This window comes from Pedobacter sp. P26, from assembly GCF_050632135.1.
Taxonomy (GTDB): Bacteria; Bacteroidota; Bacteroidia; order Sphingobacteriales; family Sphingobacteriaceae; genus Pedobacter.
The window spans coordinates 2830082-2844888 of record NZ_CP192574.1; the positions used below are offsets into that span (position 1 = coordinate 2830082).

General features: G+C 38.7%; 16 protein-coding genes. 7 read left to right on the forward strand and 9 right to left on the reverse strand.

The window, feature by feature from the left end; all coding sequences use genetic code 11:
- Positions 1-31: 31 nt before the first annotated feature.
- The 3 genes from ACQ86H_RS13175 to ACQ86H_RS13185 form a co-directional block, all read right to left on the reverse strand.
- The gene (locus ACQ86H_RS13175; protein WP_431295128.1) at positions 32-1276 is read right to left on the reverse strand and encodes a DUF2252 domain-containing protein; all 1245 of its coding nucleotides are present in this window, start codon (positions 1274-1276) and stop codon (positions 32-34) included.
- Between the two features lie 56 nt (positions 1277-1332).
- Complete coding sequence (locus ACQ86H_RS13180) at positions 1333-1770, reverse strand: low affinity iron permease family protein (RefSeq protein ID WP_431295129.1); 438 nt, start codon at positions 1768-1770, stop codon at positions 1333-1335.
- Between the two features lie 92 nt (positions 1771-1862).
- Positions 1863-1991, reverse strand: a complete 129-nt coding sequence (locus ACQ86H_RS13185; RefSeq protein ID WP_431295130.1) for a hypothetical protein — start codon at positions 1989-1991, stop codon at positions 1863-1865.
- A 2-nt stretch (positions 1992-1993) separates the two neighbouring features.
- Between ACQ86H_RS13185 and ACQ86H_RS13190 the strand changes: the two genes are divergently transcribed.
- On the forward strand, positions 1994-2152 hold the full coding sequence (locus ACQ86H_RS13190; RefSeq protein ID WP_431295131.1) for a hypothetical protein: 159 nt from the start codon (positions 1994-1996) through the stop codon (positions 2150-2152).
- Positions 2153-2845: 693 nt separating this feature from the next.
- Here the strand turns inward: ACQ86H_RS13190 and ACQ86H_RS13195 are convergent.
- Positions 2846-3331: a hypothetical protein gene (locus ACQ86H_RS13195; RefSeq protein WP_138821509.1), complete on the reverse strand. Its 486-nt coding sequence runs from the start codon at positions 3329-3331 to the stop codon at positions 2846-2848.
- A 610-nt stretch (positions 3332-3941) separates the two neighbouring features.
- Between ACQ86H_RS13195 and ACQ86H_RS13200 the strand changes: the two genes are divergently transcribed.
- From ACQ86H_RS13200 to ACQ86H_RS13210, 3 genes are all read left to right on the forward strand, one after another.
- Positions 3942-4511: a Crp/Fnr family transcriptional regulator gene (locus ACQ86H_RS13200; RefSeq protein WP_431295132.1), complete on the forward strand. Its 570-nt coding sequence runs from the start codon at positions 3942-3944 to the stop codon at positions 4509-4511.
- Between the two features lie 77 nt (positions 4512-4588).
- Positions 4589-5518: an alpha/beta fold hydrolase gene (locus ACQ86H_RS13205; RefSeq protein WP_431295133.1), complete on the forward strand. Its 930-nt coding sequence runs from the start codon at positions 4589-4591 to the stop codon at positions 5516-5518.
- A 57-nt stretch (positions 5519-5575) separates the two neighbouring features.
- Positions 5576-6424, forward strand: a complete 849-nt coding sequence (locus ACQ86H_RS13210) for an NmrA family NAD(P)-binding protein (protein WP_431295134.1) — start codon at positions 5576-5578, stop codon at positions 6422-6424.
- A gap of 820 nt (positions 6425-7244) precedes the next feature.
- On the opposite strand, the gene ACQ86H_RS13215 is transcribed toward ACQ86H_RS13210, so the two are convergent.
- From ACQ86H_RS13215 to ACQ86H_RS13235, 5 genes are all read right to left on the reverse strand, one after another.
- The gene (locus tag ACQ86H_RS13215) at positions 7245-7766 is read right to left on the reverse strand and encodes a cupin domain-containing protein (protein WP_138821501.1); all 522 of its coding nucleotides are present in this window, start codon (positions 7764-7766) and stop codon (positions 7245-7247) included.
- Positions 7763-8155 carry a DUF4267 domain-containing protein gene (locus ACQ86H_RS13220; RefSeq protein ID WP_431295135.1) on the reverse strand — a complete coding sequence of 131 codons (393 nt, stop codon included), beginning with the start codon at positions 8153-8155 and terminating at the stop codon, positions 7763-7765. The genes ACQ86H_RS13215 and ACQ86H_RS13220 overlap by 4 nt, the downstream gene beginning before the upstream one ends.
- Before the next feature lie 77 nt (positions 8156-8232).
- The gene (locus ACQ86H_RS13225) at positions 8233-8868 is read right to left on the reverse strand and encodes a Crp/Fnr family transcriptional regulator (protein ID WP_431295136.1); all 636 of its coding nucleotides are present in this window, start codon (positions 8866-8868) and stop codon (positions 8233-8235) included.
- 592 nt (positions 8869-9460) lie between these two features.
- Positions 9461-9958 (reverse strand): hypothetical protein, encoded by a 498-nt coding sequence (locus tag ACQ86H_RS13230; RefSeq protein WP_431295137.1) that lies wholly within the window; start codon positions 9956-9958, stop codon positions 9461-9463.
- Positions 9955-11070 (reverse strand): acyltransferase family protein, encoded by a 1116-nt coding sequence (locus ACQ86H_RS13235; protein ID WP_431295138.1) that lies wholly within the window; start codon positions 11068-11070, stop codon positions 9955-9957. The genes ACQ86H_RS13230 and ACQ86H_RS13235 overlap by 4 nt, the downstream gene beginning before the upstream one ends.
- A 187-nt stretch (positions 11071-11257) precedes the next feature.
- Here ACQ86H_RS13235 and ACQ86H_RS13240 point away from each other — a divergent pair, with 187 nt between their 5' ends.
- The 3 genes from ACQ86H_RS13240 (at position 11258) to ACQ86H_RS13250 (ending at position 14579) form a co-directional block, all read left to right on the forward strand.
- On the forward strand, positions 11258-12322 hold the full coding sequence (locus tag ACQ86H_RS13240) for a sensor histidine kinase (protein ID WP_431295139.1): 1065 nt from the start codon (positions 11258-11260) through the stop codon (positions 12320-12322).
- Positions 12315-13010, forward strand: a complete 696-nt coding sequence (locus ACQ86H_RS13245; RefSeq protein WP_138821496.1) for a LytR/AlgR family response regulator transcription factor — start codon at positions 12315-12317, stop codon at positions 13008-13010. Before ACQ86H_RS13240 ends, ACQ86H_RS13245 begins: the two co-directional genes overlap by 8 nt.
- 1173 nt (positions 13011-14183) lie before the next feature.
- Positions 14184-14579: a hypothetical protein gene (locus tag ACQ86H_RS13250; RefSeq protein WP_431295140.1), complete on the forward strand. Its 396-nt coding sequence runs from the start codon at positions 14184-14186 to the stop codon at positions 14577-14579.
- Positions 14580-14807 lie beyond the last annotated feature (228 nt).

A 14807-nucleotide genomic window follows, 5' to 3' on the forward strand; every position in this document is an offset into this window, starting at 1 on the left:
AAATAATTTGAAAAAGTGGATTGCAACACAATTAATCCAGTACCGGTTCCATTTTCTTCTGGTTTTCCCGCTGGTTTTCATAAGCGCCGTTTCTATAATCCTGCTGAAAAGCGCCATAGTCTGCGCATACCAGGGCGGCTTGTTCGGTGGCTATGTTCAGGATTTGTTTCTGCCATCCTGTTTTGATGGCAAAAGCTTTCAACTCATCTTTTGTGGCAGAACCATCCATTCCCGAGCTCCTGAGTTGTGAGGATGCAGTAAGCATGCCCATGTCGTCGATCACCTGGTAAAGTTTACGGTATTCTTCTTTTATAAGTTTAAACTTGAGGGTATCTTTTACAGGCTGCAATTCCTGAATCACATAATCTTCGCCTTTGAATGTCGCGGTAGATAGCAGGGATGCTGAAACATGCTGCATGCGTTTTTGTGCCGAAACAATCCGCTGCGCCTCATTTTCCCATTTGGGCTGGGGAATATCAAAATAGGGCGATATGGAGGATGGATAGGCCTGTTTCATATCGATGAGCAGGTAGCGGTCTTTTTTACGCATACTTTTAAGCAGGAACAGGTAACGTTTCTGCCCAAGGCTTCCCGTGCCGGCAAGACGGTACACCACATCTTTAACACGGTAATTATATGGGCTGTCGCTGTTATTTGATAGCCATTTTTCCATGTGGCTGATCAGTTGGACTTTCAATTCTTTTTTCAGTTTAAAGTGCCGTTCATCGCTTGTGTCAAGCTGCAGCTTTCTCCCTTTTTTTAATGTTCTTTTCTGTAAAAGATCGTTTGTAGAACTTCTTTCCGCACGTCTTAAAAAATCGCCGGTGATGCCTTTAGATGTCCTCGGATCCAGGTCCATGGCTTTTCCACCGACCAGGGTGGTACCATAACTTTTCAGGAATAGTGCAGCCATGTTCATTGCCTGCTCCCCATCAATCTCAAGGGTCTGGAAAGCGATAAAGATACTGGTTACCAAACGCACAACTTCCCAGAGCACCGGTGCTTTTACAGCCTCATCGAAATCGTTGAGATCAAAGTACACCAGTTTGTTATTACCTTTATAACTGCCAAAATTTTCCAGGTGCAGGTCGCCGCTGATCCATCCGATTGGGGATTTTGGCATTGTTTTAAGGGAAGCTATCCTTTCGTAGAAAAGGTGGCAGGTGCCGCGGTAGAACCTGAATGCATTTTCCAACATTGCACTGTATTTAAGCTTGACTATTGATGGCAATCGATTTTTGTTGAATGCTTTTATTTTATCGGAACGTGCTGACATAGGTTGATTGATTAAAAGAAATTAGCTCATTAAATGATTTTATTTTGGCTTGGGATTTAAGGTGCCTGTTTTTTCTCGGCAAGTTTCTCGGCTGAATCGATGGAATGGGATTTATGGATGTCATCATCCTGCTCAGCTACATCTGAAAGTTTTTGGTAGTATCGTCTGATCGTGTCCAGTTCTGACTCGGTAAGATCCTCTATATCTACCATCCGGTTGCTGGCATGGCGGCTGGCAGCCAGCAGTTCATTGAGTTTTAACTGCATGGCTTTCGAATCTTTGTTCTGGGTTTTCTGGATCAGGAAGACCATCAGGAAGGTCACAATTGTTGTTCCGGTATTGATTACCAGTTGCCAGGTATCCGAGAAATGGAATATGGGGCCACTTACGCCCCATAAAATAATAGTTACAAATGCGAGGGTAAAGGCCCAGGAGCTTCCTGTCCAGCAGGTTATCTGAGTGGAAATCCGTTCGAAGAAATTCTGTTTTTTCATATTGATTACTTAAAACTTATAGCTAGTACAATCTTTTGAGCCGAATGGTTTTTGGTTTTTGTCCAGGCGTTTAATTTTTAATATTATGCTTTTTATTTTCCATTTTTCTTTGGTGCCGGGTCTTGAATGTCTCTTGAAGGTTTTATTTTCACCCGAAAAAAATGATCTAATACCTGCTGAAACACAGCAGGCGCATTCCTTAAGGCAGCGAACAAGCTCATGCATGAGCCTAGTTTCTGTTACCAATAACATTGAATATGAATGGGATGTAAGGAACTTCGAAAAATCAGGCCATAACGTTAAATCTATCTCCTTTGATAAAGCTTTAATTGATCGTTACAATAGTCTCTTAACCTGCTTTACCAAAATGTGGTGCAAGTAGCACCAAAGGAGATTTAACTAATCTGGCTAAAATTGATAGCCTTGGCGGGTTAATCTGTCCCGATAAAGTGCTTTCCAACAAACAGGTTGATGTGTTAATGTATAACGCAATTTCTAATCATTATATAGCTTTGCCCTATGTTACCAGAGTCCCAACTCATAGAATAAGGTATATATTTCTAAGCCAAAAGAATAATTTTCAGGTTACCATCATGAAGCTTTCAGCATCATTTCATTCTGGAAATGACATAAACCGCATTTTTTAGAATCCACACTGTAGCTATATACCATGAGAATAATAATAATATTAGCGTTCAAAATCTTTTCTTGTAGTAGGGCAGGCTTTGCTCGGGAAAGTGTTTGTACAAAACAGTGCAAAATTTCTGAGGTGATCGATTTTGAAAAGAAGCTTGATCCGGATGCGAAATCTCTTTCTCACAATGTATGTTTTCCATGGATTATTATCCTCTTGCCGGCCGCCTTTGAAAATCCAGCCTGCCAGAACAAAAATATTTTCTTCGCAGCCTGGCTGTAAAGTATTGAATAACCATTCAACAAGCTTTTTGCTGGCAAACCGGGTAAGTAACTTTTTACTATGGTACCTGGATTGTTTGGCTCTACAGGGTTATAACGTAAAGCTTGTCGATAGAAAAGCTTTACGTTCAGGCGATAAGGCTTAGATTGATAGTTGCAGTTAGTCTTTAACTGCCTCACAGGCCAGATTTATTTCAATCGACCTTGATCCCGCCCAAACCGAATATTCAATATAATTTGACGTCCTCGAATTCTGATAGACCCTGTCCTTAGCAACGTCAAATCTGTTCCATTCAAATGCGCCCTGGTCATTTTTTACACAATTTACCCTGGGTACGGCATCTTTCATAAAATGCCAGCCTTTAGGGGCGGAGACGCTAAGCGTATATTTTTCACAGACTGCGCCAGCAAAAACCCGCAATTTACTTTCATCTCTCGGACCTTCAATACCAGTTACATTATGCCAATTATTCGTTGTTACGGCGCTGCCATAAAAAGTCTGGGTTTCAGGTTCATGTTTTTCATTAATGCTGTTTGAGTGTGCTCCTTTGTCGCTTTTAAAAACTAAGTGATCAGTGGTTTTGTTAATACCAGTTGAACATATAAAAGCGGCAAGAAAAACTGTTTTAATTGCAAAAATTTTCATCACATTTTAGTTTAAGGTAATTTTTGATTTGTTCCTCTAATTTTATTAAAACATTGATGAACTGAAATACCCGGTACTGGGTATTAATACGATATTTGTTTTATCAATGAATATGAGCGCATCAGAGGTAACTGCTCAAAACATTAGGCAAGCCTGGCTGGGCGGATGAAAAAGCCAAAAACGCTTAGTGATGAGGGTCAAATCTACCTTATTCAAAATACACTTTGGGAAACTGATGTGGTACATGCCGATCTATGCCTGTTGTGTATTTTGTTTATAACTTGGGCTTTAACATTGAGGATTGGAGATAAATTGTGAGTATGATTTGATTTTTAAAAGCGCAACTAGTAGAGAAACCAGCGTAAATTGAGCTCATCTGTTTGGAAATCAAATTTTTGTAAAGTTTTGCCGGCCTGTATATTAGCAAATTGGCGAGAAAGTATTAATAGAATTGGTTTGTCCATATTATCATAAAAATACCAAAATTGGGGAAGAATACTTTCACAGAAATACACAACCGGGGAGAATTTCTCTTTGAAATCAACTACTACTGTTTTAGTTTAACTAAATTTGTGCGGCTTCTTTTGATTTTCTGAAGTCCGGTAAATAAATGGGAATTGATCAATTTGTAACCTTTGTTAAAAGAGTAGTGGCTATAGATGAACAGGATTTGCAATTGGTCCAATCAAAATGCAGACGGAAGTTGGTTCCAAAGGGTAAGCTTTTGTTAAAATGCGGACAGATTGCCAATCAGTATTACTTCATCATATCTGGCGGACTGCGGTTTTATAATGCATCTGGCGAGCAGGAAAACACCACCTGGGTTTGTTTAAAAGATGAGTTTTTCACTGAAATATCCAGCCTTCATCCGCAAAAACCTACCCGGTTTAACATCGAGGCTATCGAGGAGACTGAGTTGATCGTCATCAATAAGAAAGATATGGATTTTCTCTATGCCCATCTGAGCAGTTGGGAAGAATTCGGGCGCAAGATATGGGAAGCTACAACAGCCAGAATGGTTGATCAATTATTAAATTTCCAGACTTTGACTGCAGAAGAGCGCTATCTGCAATTTCTTAAAAGCAGTGAACTGGTACAGAAAATTCCGGTAAAACAGCTTGCCGCTATTTTGGGTATTACACCCAATGCACTTAGCCGCATTAGAAAAAACATCAGGTAATTCATTTTCTACCTTTTGGTAGTTTTGCCACAGATTCGTTGCCGTACATTTGATTGCATCAATTTAAAAAGAAATCAATGACAATATCTAGTGGAACAGCAAAGCAAAAATTTTCAGACGAACAGCTCATTCAGGATTTCCCGGGATTTAGCAATCATTATGCAGAAGTTAACGGGGTTTGCCTGCATTATGCAGACGGTGGCGCCGGCGAAACGTTAATTTGTCTTCCTGGATGGCCGCAGACATGGTATTCTTACCGAAACATTGCTACTGAACTTTCTAAAAGACACCGTGTAATCGTGGTAGATATCAGAGGGATGGGTACTTCTGATAAGCCGGAAAGTGGTTATGATAAAAAGACGATGGCGGACGATATCAGACAATTAATATATTCCCTGGGTTTGAAAAAAGCAACCATCATTGGTCACGATATTGGTGGAATGGTTGCGATGAGCCTGGCTTTCAATCATCCCGAAGTTGTGGAAAAACTGATTGTAGCTGACGGGTTGCACCCCAACGAAGGCATGATGCAGATGCCGCTATTACCTGCACCCCGAACTTTTGATGAAAAAATGGATGCCAATATGCCCTATGCCTGGTGGATGGGTTTTAATCAGGTGAAAGGTTTGCCTGAAAAGATTCTTGAAGGTCGTTTCCGTTTTCTCATTGACTGGCTTTTTGATTATGTAATGATAGACGAAACCAAAATGACTGAAAAGGAGCGTAGTATTTACGCTGAAGCTTATAATGATGGAGAGAGTATTAGAACGTCAAACGCCTGGTATCAGACATTTGGACAGGATATTGAGGATTCGAAAACCTATCAGCAACTTCAAATGCCCGTGTTAGGAATTGGCAGCAATGTCAGTTATCAGTTTATGCAGGTGGCAATGCCTTATTTTTGCCAAAACGTGCATTTAGTCGCTCTTTCTAAAGGTGGTCATTATATGTTTGAAGAAACCCCCTGGCAGGTAATTGAAGCCATCTATAATTTTTTAAACGCTTAAATAAAAAAGAATGAAAAAAATATTTTAGTAGCAGGTGCTACAGGTCAGCTTGGTTTAATGATTTGTAAAGCTTTACTTAGCCAGGGCGCAAAAGTGGTTGCATTGGTAAGGAAAGAAAGTGATTCCGAAAAGATAAAACTACTCACTCAAATGAGGGCTGTTGTAACTGAAGTAGATTTCAATAAAATTTCGGATGTTGTCAAAACTTGTAAAGGAATAGATTGCGTGGTTTCTGCTCTGGCCGGACTTGCCGACGTGATAATCGATACTCAAAAAGCACTTCTGGATGGTGCCATTACTGCTGGAGTTAAACGGTTTATTCCATCTGATTTTTGTACTGATTATCAGTTATTAATACCTGGAGAAAACAGAAATTTTGATCTTCGGAGAACTTTTAGAAGTTATATCGACGAAAAAGATATTCAGCCTACCTCCATTTTTAACGGCGCGTTTGCTGATATCCTGAAATACAACACCCCGATTTTAAACCTTAAAAATAAATCTGTTGCCTATTGGGGCGATAAAGCAGATTGGAAACTTGATTTCACAACAATGGAAAACACGGCGGCATTTACCGCTGCAGTAGCTTTGAAAGATAAAAGTCAGAGAGATTTACACATTGCCAGTTTTCAAATTAGCCCAAAAATGTTGAAAGGAAGCGTTGAAGCGATTACCGGACAGGATTTTACCTTGCAAAAACTTTCAGACCTGTATGAATTTTCCGCAAACATTAAAAAACAAAGGTCAGAAAATCCTTCTGGTGAGCAGGAATTGTATGCCAAATGGCAACAGGCACAATACATGTACTCGATGTTCACTACGCAACATCCAAAGCTAGACAATCAAAATTATGGTGCAATAGAATGGACTTCTGAGGATGAATATTTGAAATCTTTTCTAAAATAAATATCCGTTAAGTAAACGTACCCAACAGTTAAGCCCCGCAGTAGTATTCGGTATTTACTTTAGCCACCTGGAGCGCGTTGGCCATTGCGCTCCAGGTGGAGCGGGAGGAAGGCGATTGGCTCATTACCATCGGAGGGAATACCAATATTGCGGGTAGCAGGGAAGGCGATGGGGGGACCGGAAACGGCAGCCACTAAAAGCTATCAAATACTTTGCCGATTGGACCAATAAGAAAGGAGCGGATAATGAAAATTAAGTTAAACCTATTGGTAGACTGTAGCGAGGTCATTACGGCTTGCGGAAGTTTAAAAAGCAACAAGACGCTGCACACGCAAGAGTTTCAATTGAACAGCTTATAACGACGAAAAAACCAACCAGCAAAGTTGGGCGAAAGAAAACACCTTACGGCTCGATACCAGTAATAGCGAATATGTAGTGCAAATTACACCATTGGGGAAATTTCTCTACAGTGCTGAAAAAGGGTTTCGAAGGAATGGCCGAAAAAGTTATGGTAAGCGGAAAGGCCAATAAACGACGCGTCATCCATGAGCAACAGCAAACCAGGCAAGAGCTTCAGCAGCAAAAGCATAAGCTGGAAAGCACACAGTTAAAACGAAGGTGCAACACATTGATAAAAGCAGAAAGCTACGTTGGGTGGTGCTTTGCATAGGGCTGGACAGTGCTAAATTGGATGTTTTACGACACTGAATGAGATTTATTTTTTCATTTTCTAATAATACAGGCTTTGGTGTAATAAAGCAGCGGGTTCGTGTAAAAATTAAAGTGTAATAAAGATAAATTTTGGGGATGAATACACATTTTATTGTGTTCGGTTACCATACTTTTGTATTAATTTATTGAGTTTTCCTTTTTTAATAGCAGCGTTTGCAAAGATGTTAAACACGGGCTCAGCCATTTTCTGAAGGCCAACCATTCTGGAGTTGCTTAGGTAAACAAACAGCACTAAATCTGTAAACCTCTTAGGTGTTCCTGCGGTGGTGGCCAAACCATCATTGGCTAGTCCTTTTAAAATATATAGGGCATTTTCAAAGTTTTTATTCCCCGGATTAATTGTTGTGGTTACAATGCATTCTTCGCCGGAAACATTGTGGTAATAATGTTTCTCATTAGGCAGTATGGTTGCCGTATCTCCCTGCTTTAAATGGAGGATGTTTTTACCTTTCCCAACCTCAAGGCTTCCTTTAAGGACTGCAAATGTTTCTGAAAATAATGTATGATAATGCCAGGGTGTCTTTTCTCCGGGAAGTATATTCAGCTCCGCCACGCTTTTATCATTAATCTCGACTGAACTGATCAGTTTGATATATCCTGATGTTTTCATAACTTTTTTGACTGGGGTTTTGCAGCTAATAAAATGATCCCGAATACGGTGCAAATGGCAATGGCAGTAATATGTGGCAATGCCTGAAACATGCTGTTATAACTTTTGCCCAGCACGATAAGCATATCTGCAAGTGGAATTATCGTTCCTGTCAATAATGTAAGGCCAAGTGCACGGCGCTCATTCAGCAAGACGAAAGCACAAATGACCAGGCCGGAAAATATATCCCTGATCCCTTTGATATAATGAAATGAATAATCTCCCTGTGCATTAAAACGGATACCGTACCCGGCTGTTGCTGCTTCGGGAGACCAAAAAAAGCGGGAGCCTAGAAAGACCATTCCAAGACCTAATAAAAACGCGATGGCATAAGAAATTTTAGTTGTCATAATAATTTGCTTTACTGTTAATAATGACACAAAATTATCAGGTTGCCGGCCGGCTTTCATGCACCTGGGTTAACAAATTAAATTTTATTGAAAATTCTTTTCCGGATGCGGCTTAGTGATTGAGGCTTTACGCCAACAAATGAGGCGATATTGTATTGCGAAATCCTTTGCTGCAAATCCGGGTGGTTATGTAAAAATCTTTCGTAACGGGTTTCGGGTGTTTCCGTATAAAATGAATTAATGTCCTTCAGTATTTGTAAAAAAACTGATTCGATGGCAATTCTGCCGTAGCGTTCACCTTCGCGAACTTTTGCATAAAGTAGTTGCAGATTTCTATGCGAAATTACAAAAACATCACAGTCTTCCAAAGCCTGAATAATCTTAGAAGATGGGCTTTGGGGAAGAAAACTCTCATAATTGCATACATACTGATTTTCCTGAGAGAAGGCATAGGTCTTTTCCTCGCCGTCGTGATTGATGTAATATCTCATCAATCCTTTAGTAACAAATCCAACCTGTTTGCAAATTTGCCCTTCTGCTAAAAAGAAGTCACCTTTTTTGAAAGTCTTCTCCCTGAACAGAGCGGTTACAATATCTTTTTCTTCTTCGCTTAGGCTGATCAGATTTTGTATGTTATTAAGTAAGGTGTTTATCATGGTAGGAAGCACTTCTTTTACATTCTGAAAGCTCAGGTCTAAATCATTCACTTTCATCTGCAATTTACTTAATTTTTATAAGTTGAAAAAAACAGTAAAATAATGCTTTTTGATTTAAAGAATTTCTTCAACGATACTTCTCCCTAAGAGATCAAGGTAGGCGGAGTAAAACAGGTGGCAAAAGAACGATCTCTCCTTTCAATTTAGTAAAGGTCTTTGCGTATAGAACAGGGCAGTGCCATTCAGCAATATTTTCTCATTCCCATTAGTCAGTAACCTTTATGCGCTTATTATTTTTTGCGGTTTCTGCTCCCTACCCGGCAAAGCTTTAAGCAAAAGAATAAGCGCTACACCAAATTTTGTCAGCTCATATTCCTCATCTAATGGAGCTTGCAAGTGTAAACTTTAGACATCACAATTTAATTCAAGTATGCTCAGCTTTCAGCTCAAAGATTTTCAGGCCATCTTATAAGCCGGAACGTTTACCAAAATGAACATATACCGGCAATCATCTCAGAAGAATTTCCTGCCTATCAGGAGCTTTCAGACTTCATTTATTATGTAAAACTTATCGCTCTTGTAAAACCTGTTAGTATTCTGCGCTCAAAAAGACCGGTTTCAAATAAATTTTCTAAACCATGTTTATTTTTTATAAGGGCTTGGGATAAAATTCAGTCAGTTCATAAGAATAAATGACGCTTACGATCTTCCATTTGCCTTTGACCTTGATCAGCTGCCAATACTCACTACCCCAATTTGTTATTGCATTTTCGTTCCAAAATGAATAATCGAAGGTTACACTTGCTATCACATCGTCATTGATGATTTTAATATTTCCGAATTTTTCTTCTTTCTTTCCGCTTTTCATGATGTATTGGAAGAAACGCTCGTAACTGTCTCTGAAGAAGCTAGTGGTATCTGCCGGATTTAGCTCCAGCCTTTTCTTTTGCGTGCGATCTTTAACTACACCAATCCATACTACTGGATTTTCGTGGAACAATAGGTTAAAAAGTGTAGTATCTTTTTCGATGATGCTTTGCCTGAAATGTTGGACGACCTTTTCGATATTGACCTTCTCGTGAGTGGTATCCTGTGCGTTTGCGAAATGGGATAACAAGATGAATAATGTGATCATAATTGTTTTCATTGGAGTTGTTTTTTATGGTGTAGTATTAGATTTTTAACTTGATCTGACGGTTTTTCGATCACAAGGCGGTAAAATAATCCAGTGATGATACATGCCGTAAAGCATATAAAAAGAGCAACATTTCCTGACGTAGGAATATTTTCTTTTTTAAGTAACCACTGTACCATGTGGATGATCCCCTTATGTGAAAGATAAACGGAATAAGAAAGCGCCGCCAGTTGTGATGTGATACGATATTTTTGCCTGCTTAAAACAGATGATTTTGAAATCGAACCCAGCAGCAGGATCCCGTAGCTGACTGCTATTAAGGTAAAGCCAAAAAACGAGGTATTTTCAGAGACCTGGTCTTTACAAAACCACAGCGACAACACGACTGCCAGCATGCCGGTGAGAAGCAGTGGATTTCCGTAACTGTCAACCGCTGCCTTAAACTTCTGCGAAAAACTGAACAGATAACCGATCAATACACCAATGGCTAATCCGTCAAGCCTGGTATGGGTAGGATAATAGATTTTCATATACCACGTTCTCCAAAAATCATTGGTGTTGATATCTGGAAAAACATCTTCTGTCCAGGAGAAATAGCGTAGGATAATGGAAATAATGATCAATAACGGGATGATAACTCTGATGTAGTTAATTGCCTTTGCAATGAGAAGAAATAACAGCACCAATGGCAAAAACAGATAGAACTGCTCTTCGATGCACAAAGACCAGGCATGAGAAAAAGTACCATAATTAAAAACGTCCAGGCCATAATTTTGAGTAAAGGAGATGAACTTCCATAACGGCGGTAAACTCGCTCTCTCCCTGAAAAAGGGAAGACAGAAGTACAGTAATAAAGTAAATGCGTAAGGCGGGATGATCCGGAAAAACCTTTTGGTGATAAAAGTTCTCAATTTAATATTTTGATGTTCTCTGATCTCCCTGAACAGTTGCCAGGAAATTAAAAACCCGCTCAATACAAAAAAGAGGTCAACCCCTGTCCAGCCAACCCAGCCGATGGTATCTACCCAGGCCGGATGCTCAAACATTCTGTAATGGTACAGGAGTACCAGTAGTATAGCGATGGCTCGCAAGTGATCCAGGCCATAAAATCTTTCTCTATCCATTTGTTTTTTCTGTAAAATTCAATCTATTTTCAATTGTTTTATGGGTTGTTATGCAGAATGCAAGGTTTATCATTTACAATGTACCTATCGTTATTTAAACGCAAGAACATGATGTTGGCCACCCAATGCCTGTAGTTTAAATAGGTTTAACGGATAAGAACTACTTAATTTCTATTTTTGGGGTATTGTGAATAAGCTGCTGAACGCAAGAATTAGAAAAGAAATTGGCTACCAAACTTTATTTTGGTTGGCATTATTGATGTTTGGCACTGCCAGGAACTATGGTGAGTGCGGAGAATCTGATTTTAGAGAATTCTTCTATTATGGCATCTGCCACGTAATATTTCAGATCGTTGGAGCTAATTTTATTTACTACGTTTTGATCAGGAAATATTTCGACCATAAAAAATATGTGCTGTTTTCAGTTTGTCTTTTATTCGCCGTCTATGTTCTGGGAGTGCTCAACCGTATATTCATTGTTTACTTCGCGGAGCCATTTTTTGCCAATTATCCAAAGAACAGTATCATAGAGATTGTAACAGACATAGAATACCTCCTGATCTGTTATATTATTCCGATTCTTTCGGGCGCATTCATATTTATCTCAATCATGTATATTTTACGCTATAAGAATGAGAAACAAAACACGGTGCAACTTCAGAAAGAGAAAGCTGAACTCGAATTGAACGCTTTGAAATCGCAGCTCAATCCCCATTTTCTCTTCAACACACTCAACAATATCTACTCCTTATCTATCGTCAATTCCAGTTATACCTCGGAATCGATCAGCCGGCTTTCCGACATCCTGGATTATATTCTGTATAAGGGGCGGCAGAGGCTGGTGAGAATCTCTGATGAGCTTAAAATAATTGATGCCTACATTGAACTCGAAAAGTTGCGATATGACGAACGTTTAAGTATTACCAAATTTGAAAATATTGAATTTGTGAATTTAGTTCCCCCACTACTGTATTTGTCATTAGTTGAAAATGCCTTTAAGCATGGTGCAGAAAGAACAGGCGGAAATATTGATATTCGTATTTCGGTAATAACCACTATTGATTATTCTGTTTTTAAAGTGGAAAATTCAGTATTTGAAGAAAATTCCGGTAGAAGAGAGAATAAGGGTATAGGTCTGGAGAATGTGGAAAAACAACTGCGCTCCTATTACCCGGATCAATATTCAATGAAAATAACCAATAAAAACAATTGGTTTACAGTTGAAATAATAATCCCCAGAAATCATGATTAATTGCATTATTGTAGATGATGAACCTTTAGCTGTTAAGCTTCTCGAAAATCATATCTCTAAAATTGAAGATCTGAAACTTGTGGCAAAAGGGAAAAATGCTTTTGAAGCATATAAACTGTTACAAAACCATGAAGTAGACCTGATGTTCCTGGACATCCAGATGCCGGACCTCAATGGGATAGAATTTGTAAAATCCCTGACTAAAAAGCCCATGACCATATTTACTACTGCATTTAGAGAATACGCTATAGACGGATTCGAACTCGAAGCCGTAGATTATTTGCTGAAGCCCATTACTTTCGAAAGATTCTTTAAATCGGTTTACCGAATATTAAGAAATACAGAAAGGGATATTCCTGATTTTGTTGTGTTTAAAGCCCAAGGATTTAACAGAAAGATCAAAATAAATGACATTCTCTATTTCGAAAGTAATGGAAATGATGTTAAACTCATTCTTACCAATGATATCCTGACGGTTTCTAAAACCTCTATTTCTGACATGGAAACCAGTTTACGAAACAAAGGATTTGTAAGGATCCACCGTTCTTTTCTGATCAATCCAAATGCCGTTACGGCTGCGAACCACAATGAGATTCTGCTGGGGAAATTTACGGTTCCTGTAGGCAGAAGTTACAAAAAGGACTTTGATAATTTTTTCAGGCAGTTTTTTGCAAAACGATTGATCTGACCAGATAAATTGTTCAGCTCACTGATCAAAGATAAGCAGCGATTGTGCATAGCTTAACGTTAGCAATTTTTATTGAACTTTTGTACATTAGCTGAAAGTATTAGCTTGCGTTGCCCCAGATTAGTTAAGCCTAAAAAAGTTATATGTAATTTTTAAAAGGTAACCTACTATAAAAATTGCTTCCTCAAATGGCAGTGCCGTTCAGCAATATTTCTCATTCCCATTAGTCCATTAACCTTTATGCGCTTATTATTTTTGCGGTTTCTGCTCCCCACCCGGCATAGCTTTAAGCAAAAGAATAAAGCGTTACACCAAATTTTGTCAGCTCATACTCCTCTTCTAATAGAGCTTTGTTTGTGAAGACTTTAAACAGCAAAAATTTGAAATCTGATGAAATCAGAAATTTAATTTAAGTATGCTCAGCTTTCAGCTCAAAGATTTTCAGACCATCTTATAAGCCGAAACGTCACCAAAATGAGGCATCATCTTATAAGAATTTCTTGCTTATCAGCAGCCTTCAGGCTTCATTTATTGTGTAAAATGCCAGATTCTTTAATAGTAACACAGACTTTACCAGTTTTGCACTATACATAGGGGTGCTTTCAGGTTCTTCCCCAGGCTACAGACTATAAGAATTTAATTGAACCAATTTACTTACTTAACCCTGGTTTAACGATAAAAAAACACATCTACATTAGATTTACTGATTCGTTAGTGAGGCATTTTGTTTTATCATGGGTGGATTTTAATAGGGCTTATTGGGTACCATTTGGACTTTATTAGCATACAGTGTTTGCTTACTATTGCACTTAAATAATAGGCTATTAACTCATGAATAATGAATTGACTTTTACTCCTCCAACGGACAATGTACCAAAACCATGTTGTCGCAAATGTGGTACTGAGCTTACACGTATACCGCGCACAATATTTATGAAAACAGTACTATTCTGGCTCCCTGTAAAAAATTATATATGTTATTGTTGTCTGCGTAAACAGTGGCGAATAGTCAACAATAAAAAAAGTAGGTTATAGAAATAAATCGCTGATATTAAGATGATTATCTAGTTTAATGTAGAGCCGTAATTTATGTTATGCTAAATAGCCTCATCAATACACATTAGGTATGAATAAAAATCAATTTACAGGGATTTCCATTAATATCTAAAAAATATGAAAGCCTTACCATTAAAATGGCAAAACATCAGACTTAACAGAATAGCGCCTTATATTTATCCGCGTTATTTCAGGCTACAACCAAGCTATACCGAGTTAGTAGCCGGGCATCATTTCTACTTAGATGACAAAAACTGCTGGTGCGAGGTTTTCTACGAAAAAATAAGTGATGGTTTCTGGATGCTGGCGATGGAAATTCGTATTAAACACAATAACCACTACATTTTAGAGACAAAGAAGGGGCTGAGGGGTTACTCATCGGTAAATATTCTTTCCAGCTCCAAAAAAATAGGATACTTTGATGGCAGGGATATTGATTGGGCAAATAATTACGTTTTTTTTCGAGTCCGGGAACTACTAGTGAGATTTACCTCGAGAAAGGGACTACGTTGAGATGCTGCAAGTTAATCTTTGCAAATAATTACCTGGAAAGGCTAGCTAACCCGAGCGACGATTCAGATAATATCTTTGGTAAATTTACCCGTACATTGTCCCATCGTTCAGCGATAAGAGCAGAATTATTTTTACAAGATCGTCTCTTTGCTATTTTGCGCTTTGAGCGGAAAAGCTACCATTATCGGGCGTCACTTTTTAGTATGTTATTTGAGCTGACTGCTTTTT

Excerpts from the sequence above, each read along its gene's own strand:
- ACQ86H_RS13210 (WP_431295134.1), top strand. The coding sequence starts at position 5,576 with ATGATTTGTAAAGCTTTACTTAGCCAGGGCGCAAAAGTGGTTGCATTG.
- ACQ86H_RS13175 (WP_431295128.1), bottom strand. The coding sequence starts at position 1,276 with ATGTCAGCACGTTCCGATAAAATAAAAGCATTCAACAAAAATCGATTG.
- ACQ86H_RS13225 (WP_431295136.1), bottom strand. The coding sequence starts at position 8,868 with ATGAAAGTGAATGATTTAGACCTGAGCTTTCAGAATGTAAAAGAAGTG.
- ACQ86H_RS13200 (WP_431295132.1), top strand. The coding sequence starts at position 3,942 with ATGGGAATTGATCAATTTGTAACCTTTGTTAAAAGAGTAGTGGCTATA.
- ACQ86H_RS13195 (WP_138821509.1), bottom strand. The coding sequence starts at position 3,331 with ATGAAAATTTTTGCAATTAAAACAGTTTTTCTTGCCGCTTTTATATGT.
- ACQ86H_RS13220 (WP_431295135.1), bottom strand. The coding sequence starts at position 8,155 with ATGACAACTAAAATTTCTTATGCCATCGCGTTTTTATTAGGTCTTGGA.
- ACQ86H_RS13230 (WP_431295137.1), bottom strand. The coding sequence starts at position 9,958 with ATGAAAACAATTATGATCACATTATTCATCTTGTTATCCCATTTCGCA.
- ACQ86H_RS13185 (WP_431295130.1), bottom strand. The coding sequence starts at position 1,991 with ATGAGCTTGTTCGCTGCCTTAAGGAATGCGCCTGCTGTGTTTCAGCAG.
- ACQ86H_RS13245 (WP_138821496.1), top strand. The coding sequence starts at position 12,315 with ATGATTAATTGCATTATTGTAGATGATGAACCTTTAGCTGTTAAGCTT.
- ACQ86H_RS13190 (WP_431295131.1), top strand. The coding sequence starts at position 1,994 with ATGAGCCTAGTTTCTGTTACCAATAACATTGAATATGAATGGGATGTA.
- ACQ86H_RS13215 (WP_138821501.1), bottom strand. The coding sequence starts at position 7,766 with ATGAAAACATCAGGATATATCAAACTGATCAGTTCAGTCGAGATTAAT.
- ACQ86H_RS13235 (WP_431295138.1), bottom strand. The coding sequence starts at position 11,070 with ATGGATAGAGAAAGATTTTATGGCCTGGATCACTTGCGAGCCATCGCT.
- ACQ86H_RS13250 (WP_431295140.1), top strand. The coding sequence starts at position 14,184 with ATGAAAGCCTTACCATTAAAATGGCAAAACATCAGACTTAACAGAATA.
- ACQ86H_RS13205 (WP_431295133.1), top strand. The coding sequence starts at position 4,589 with ATGACAATATCTAGTGGAACAGCAAAGCAAAAATTTTCAGACGAACAG.
- ACQ86H_RS13180 (WP_431295129.1), bottom strand. The coding sequence starts at position 1,770 with ATGAAAAAACAGAATTTCTTCGAACGGATTTCCACTCAGATAACCTGC.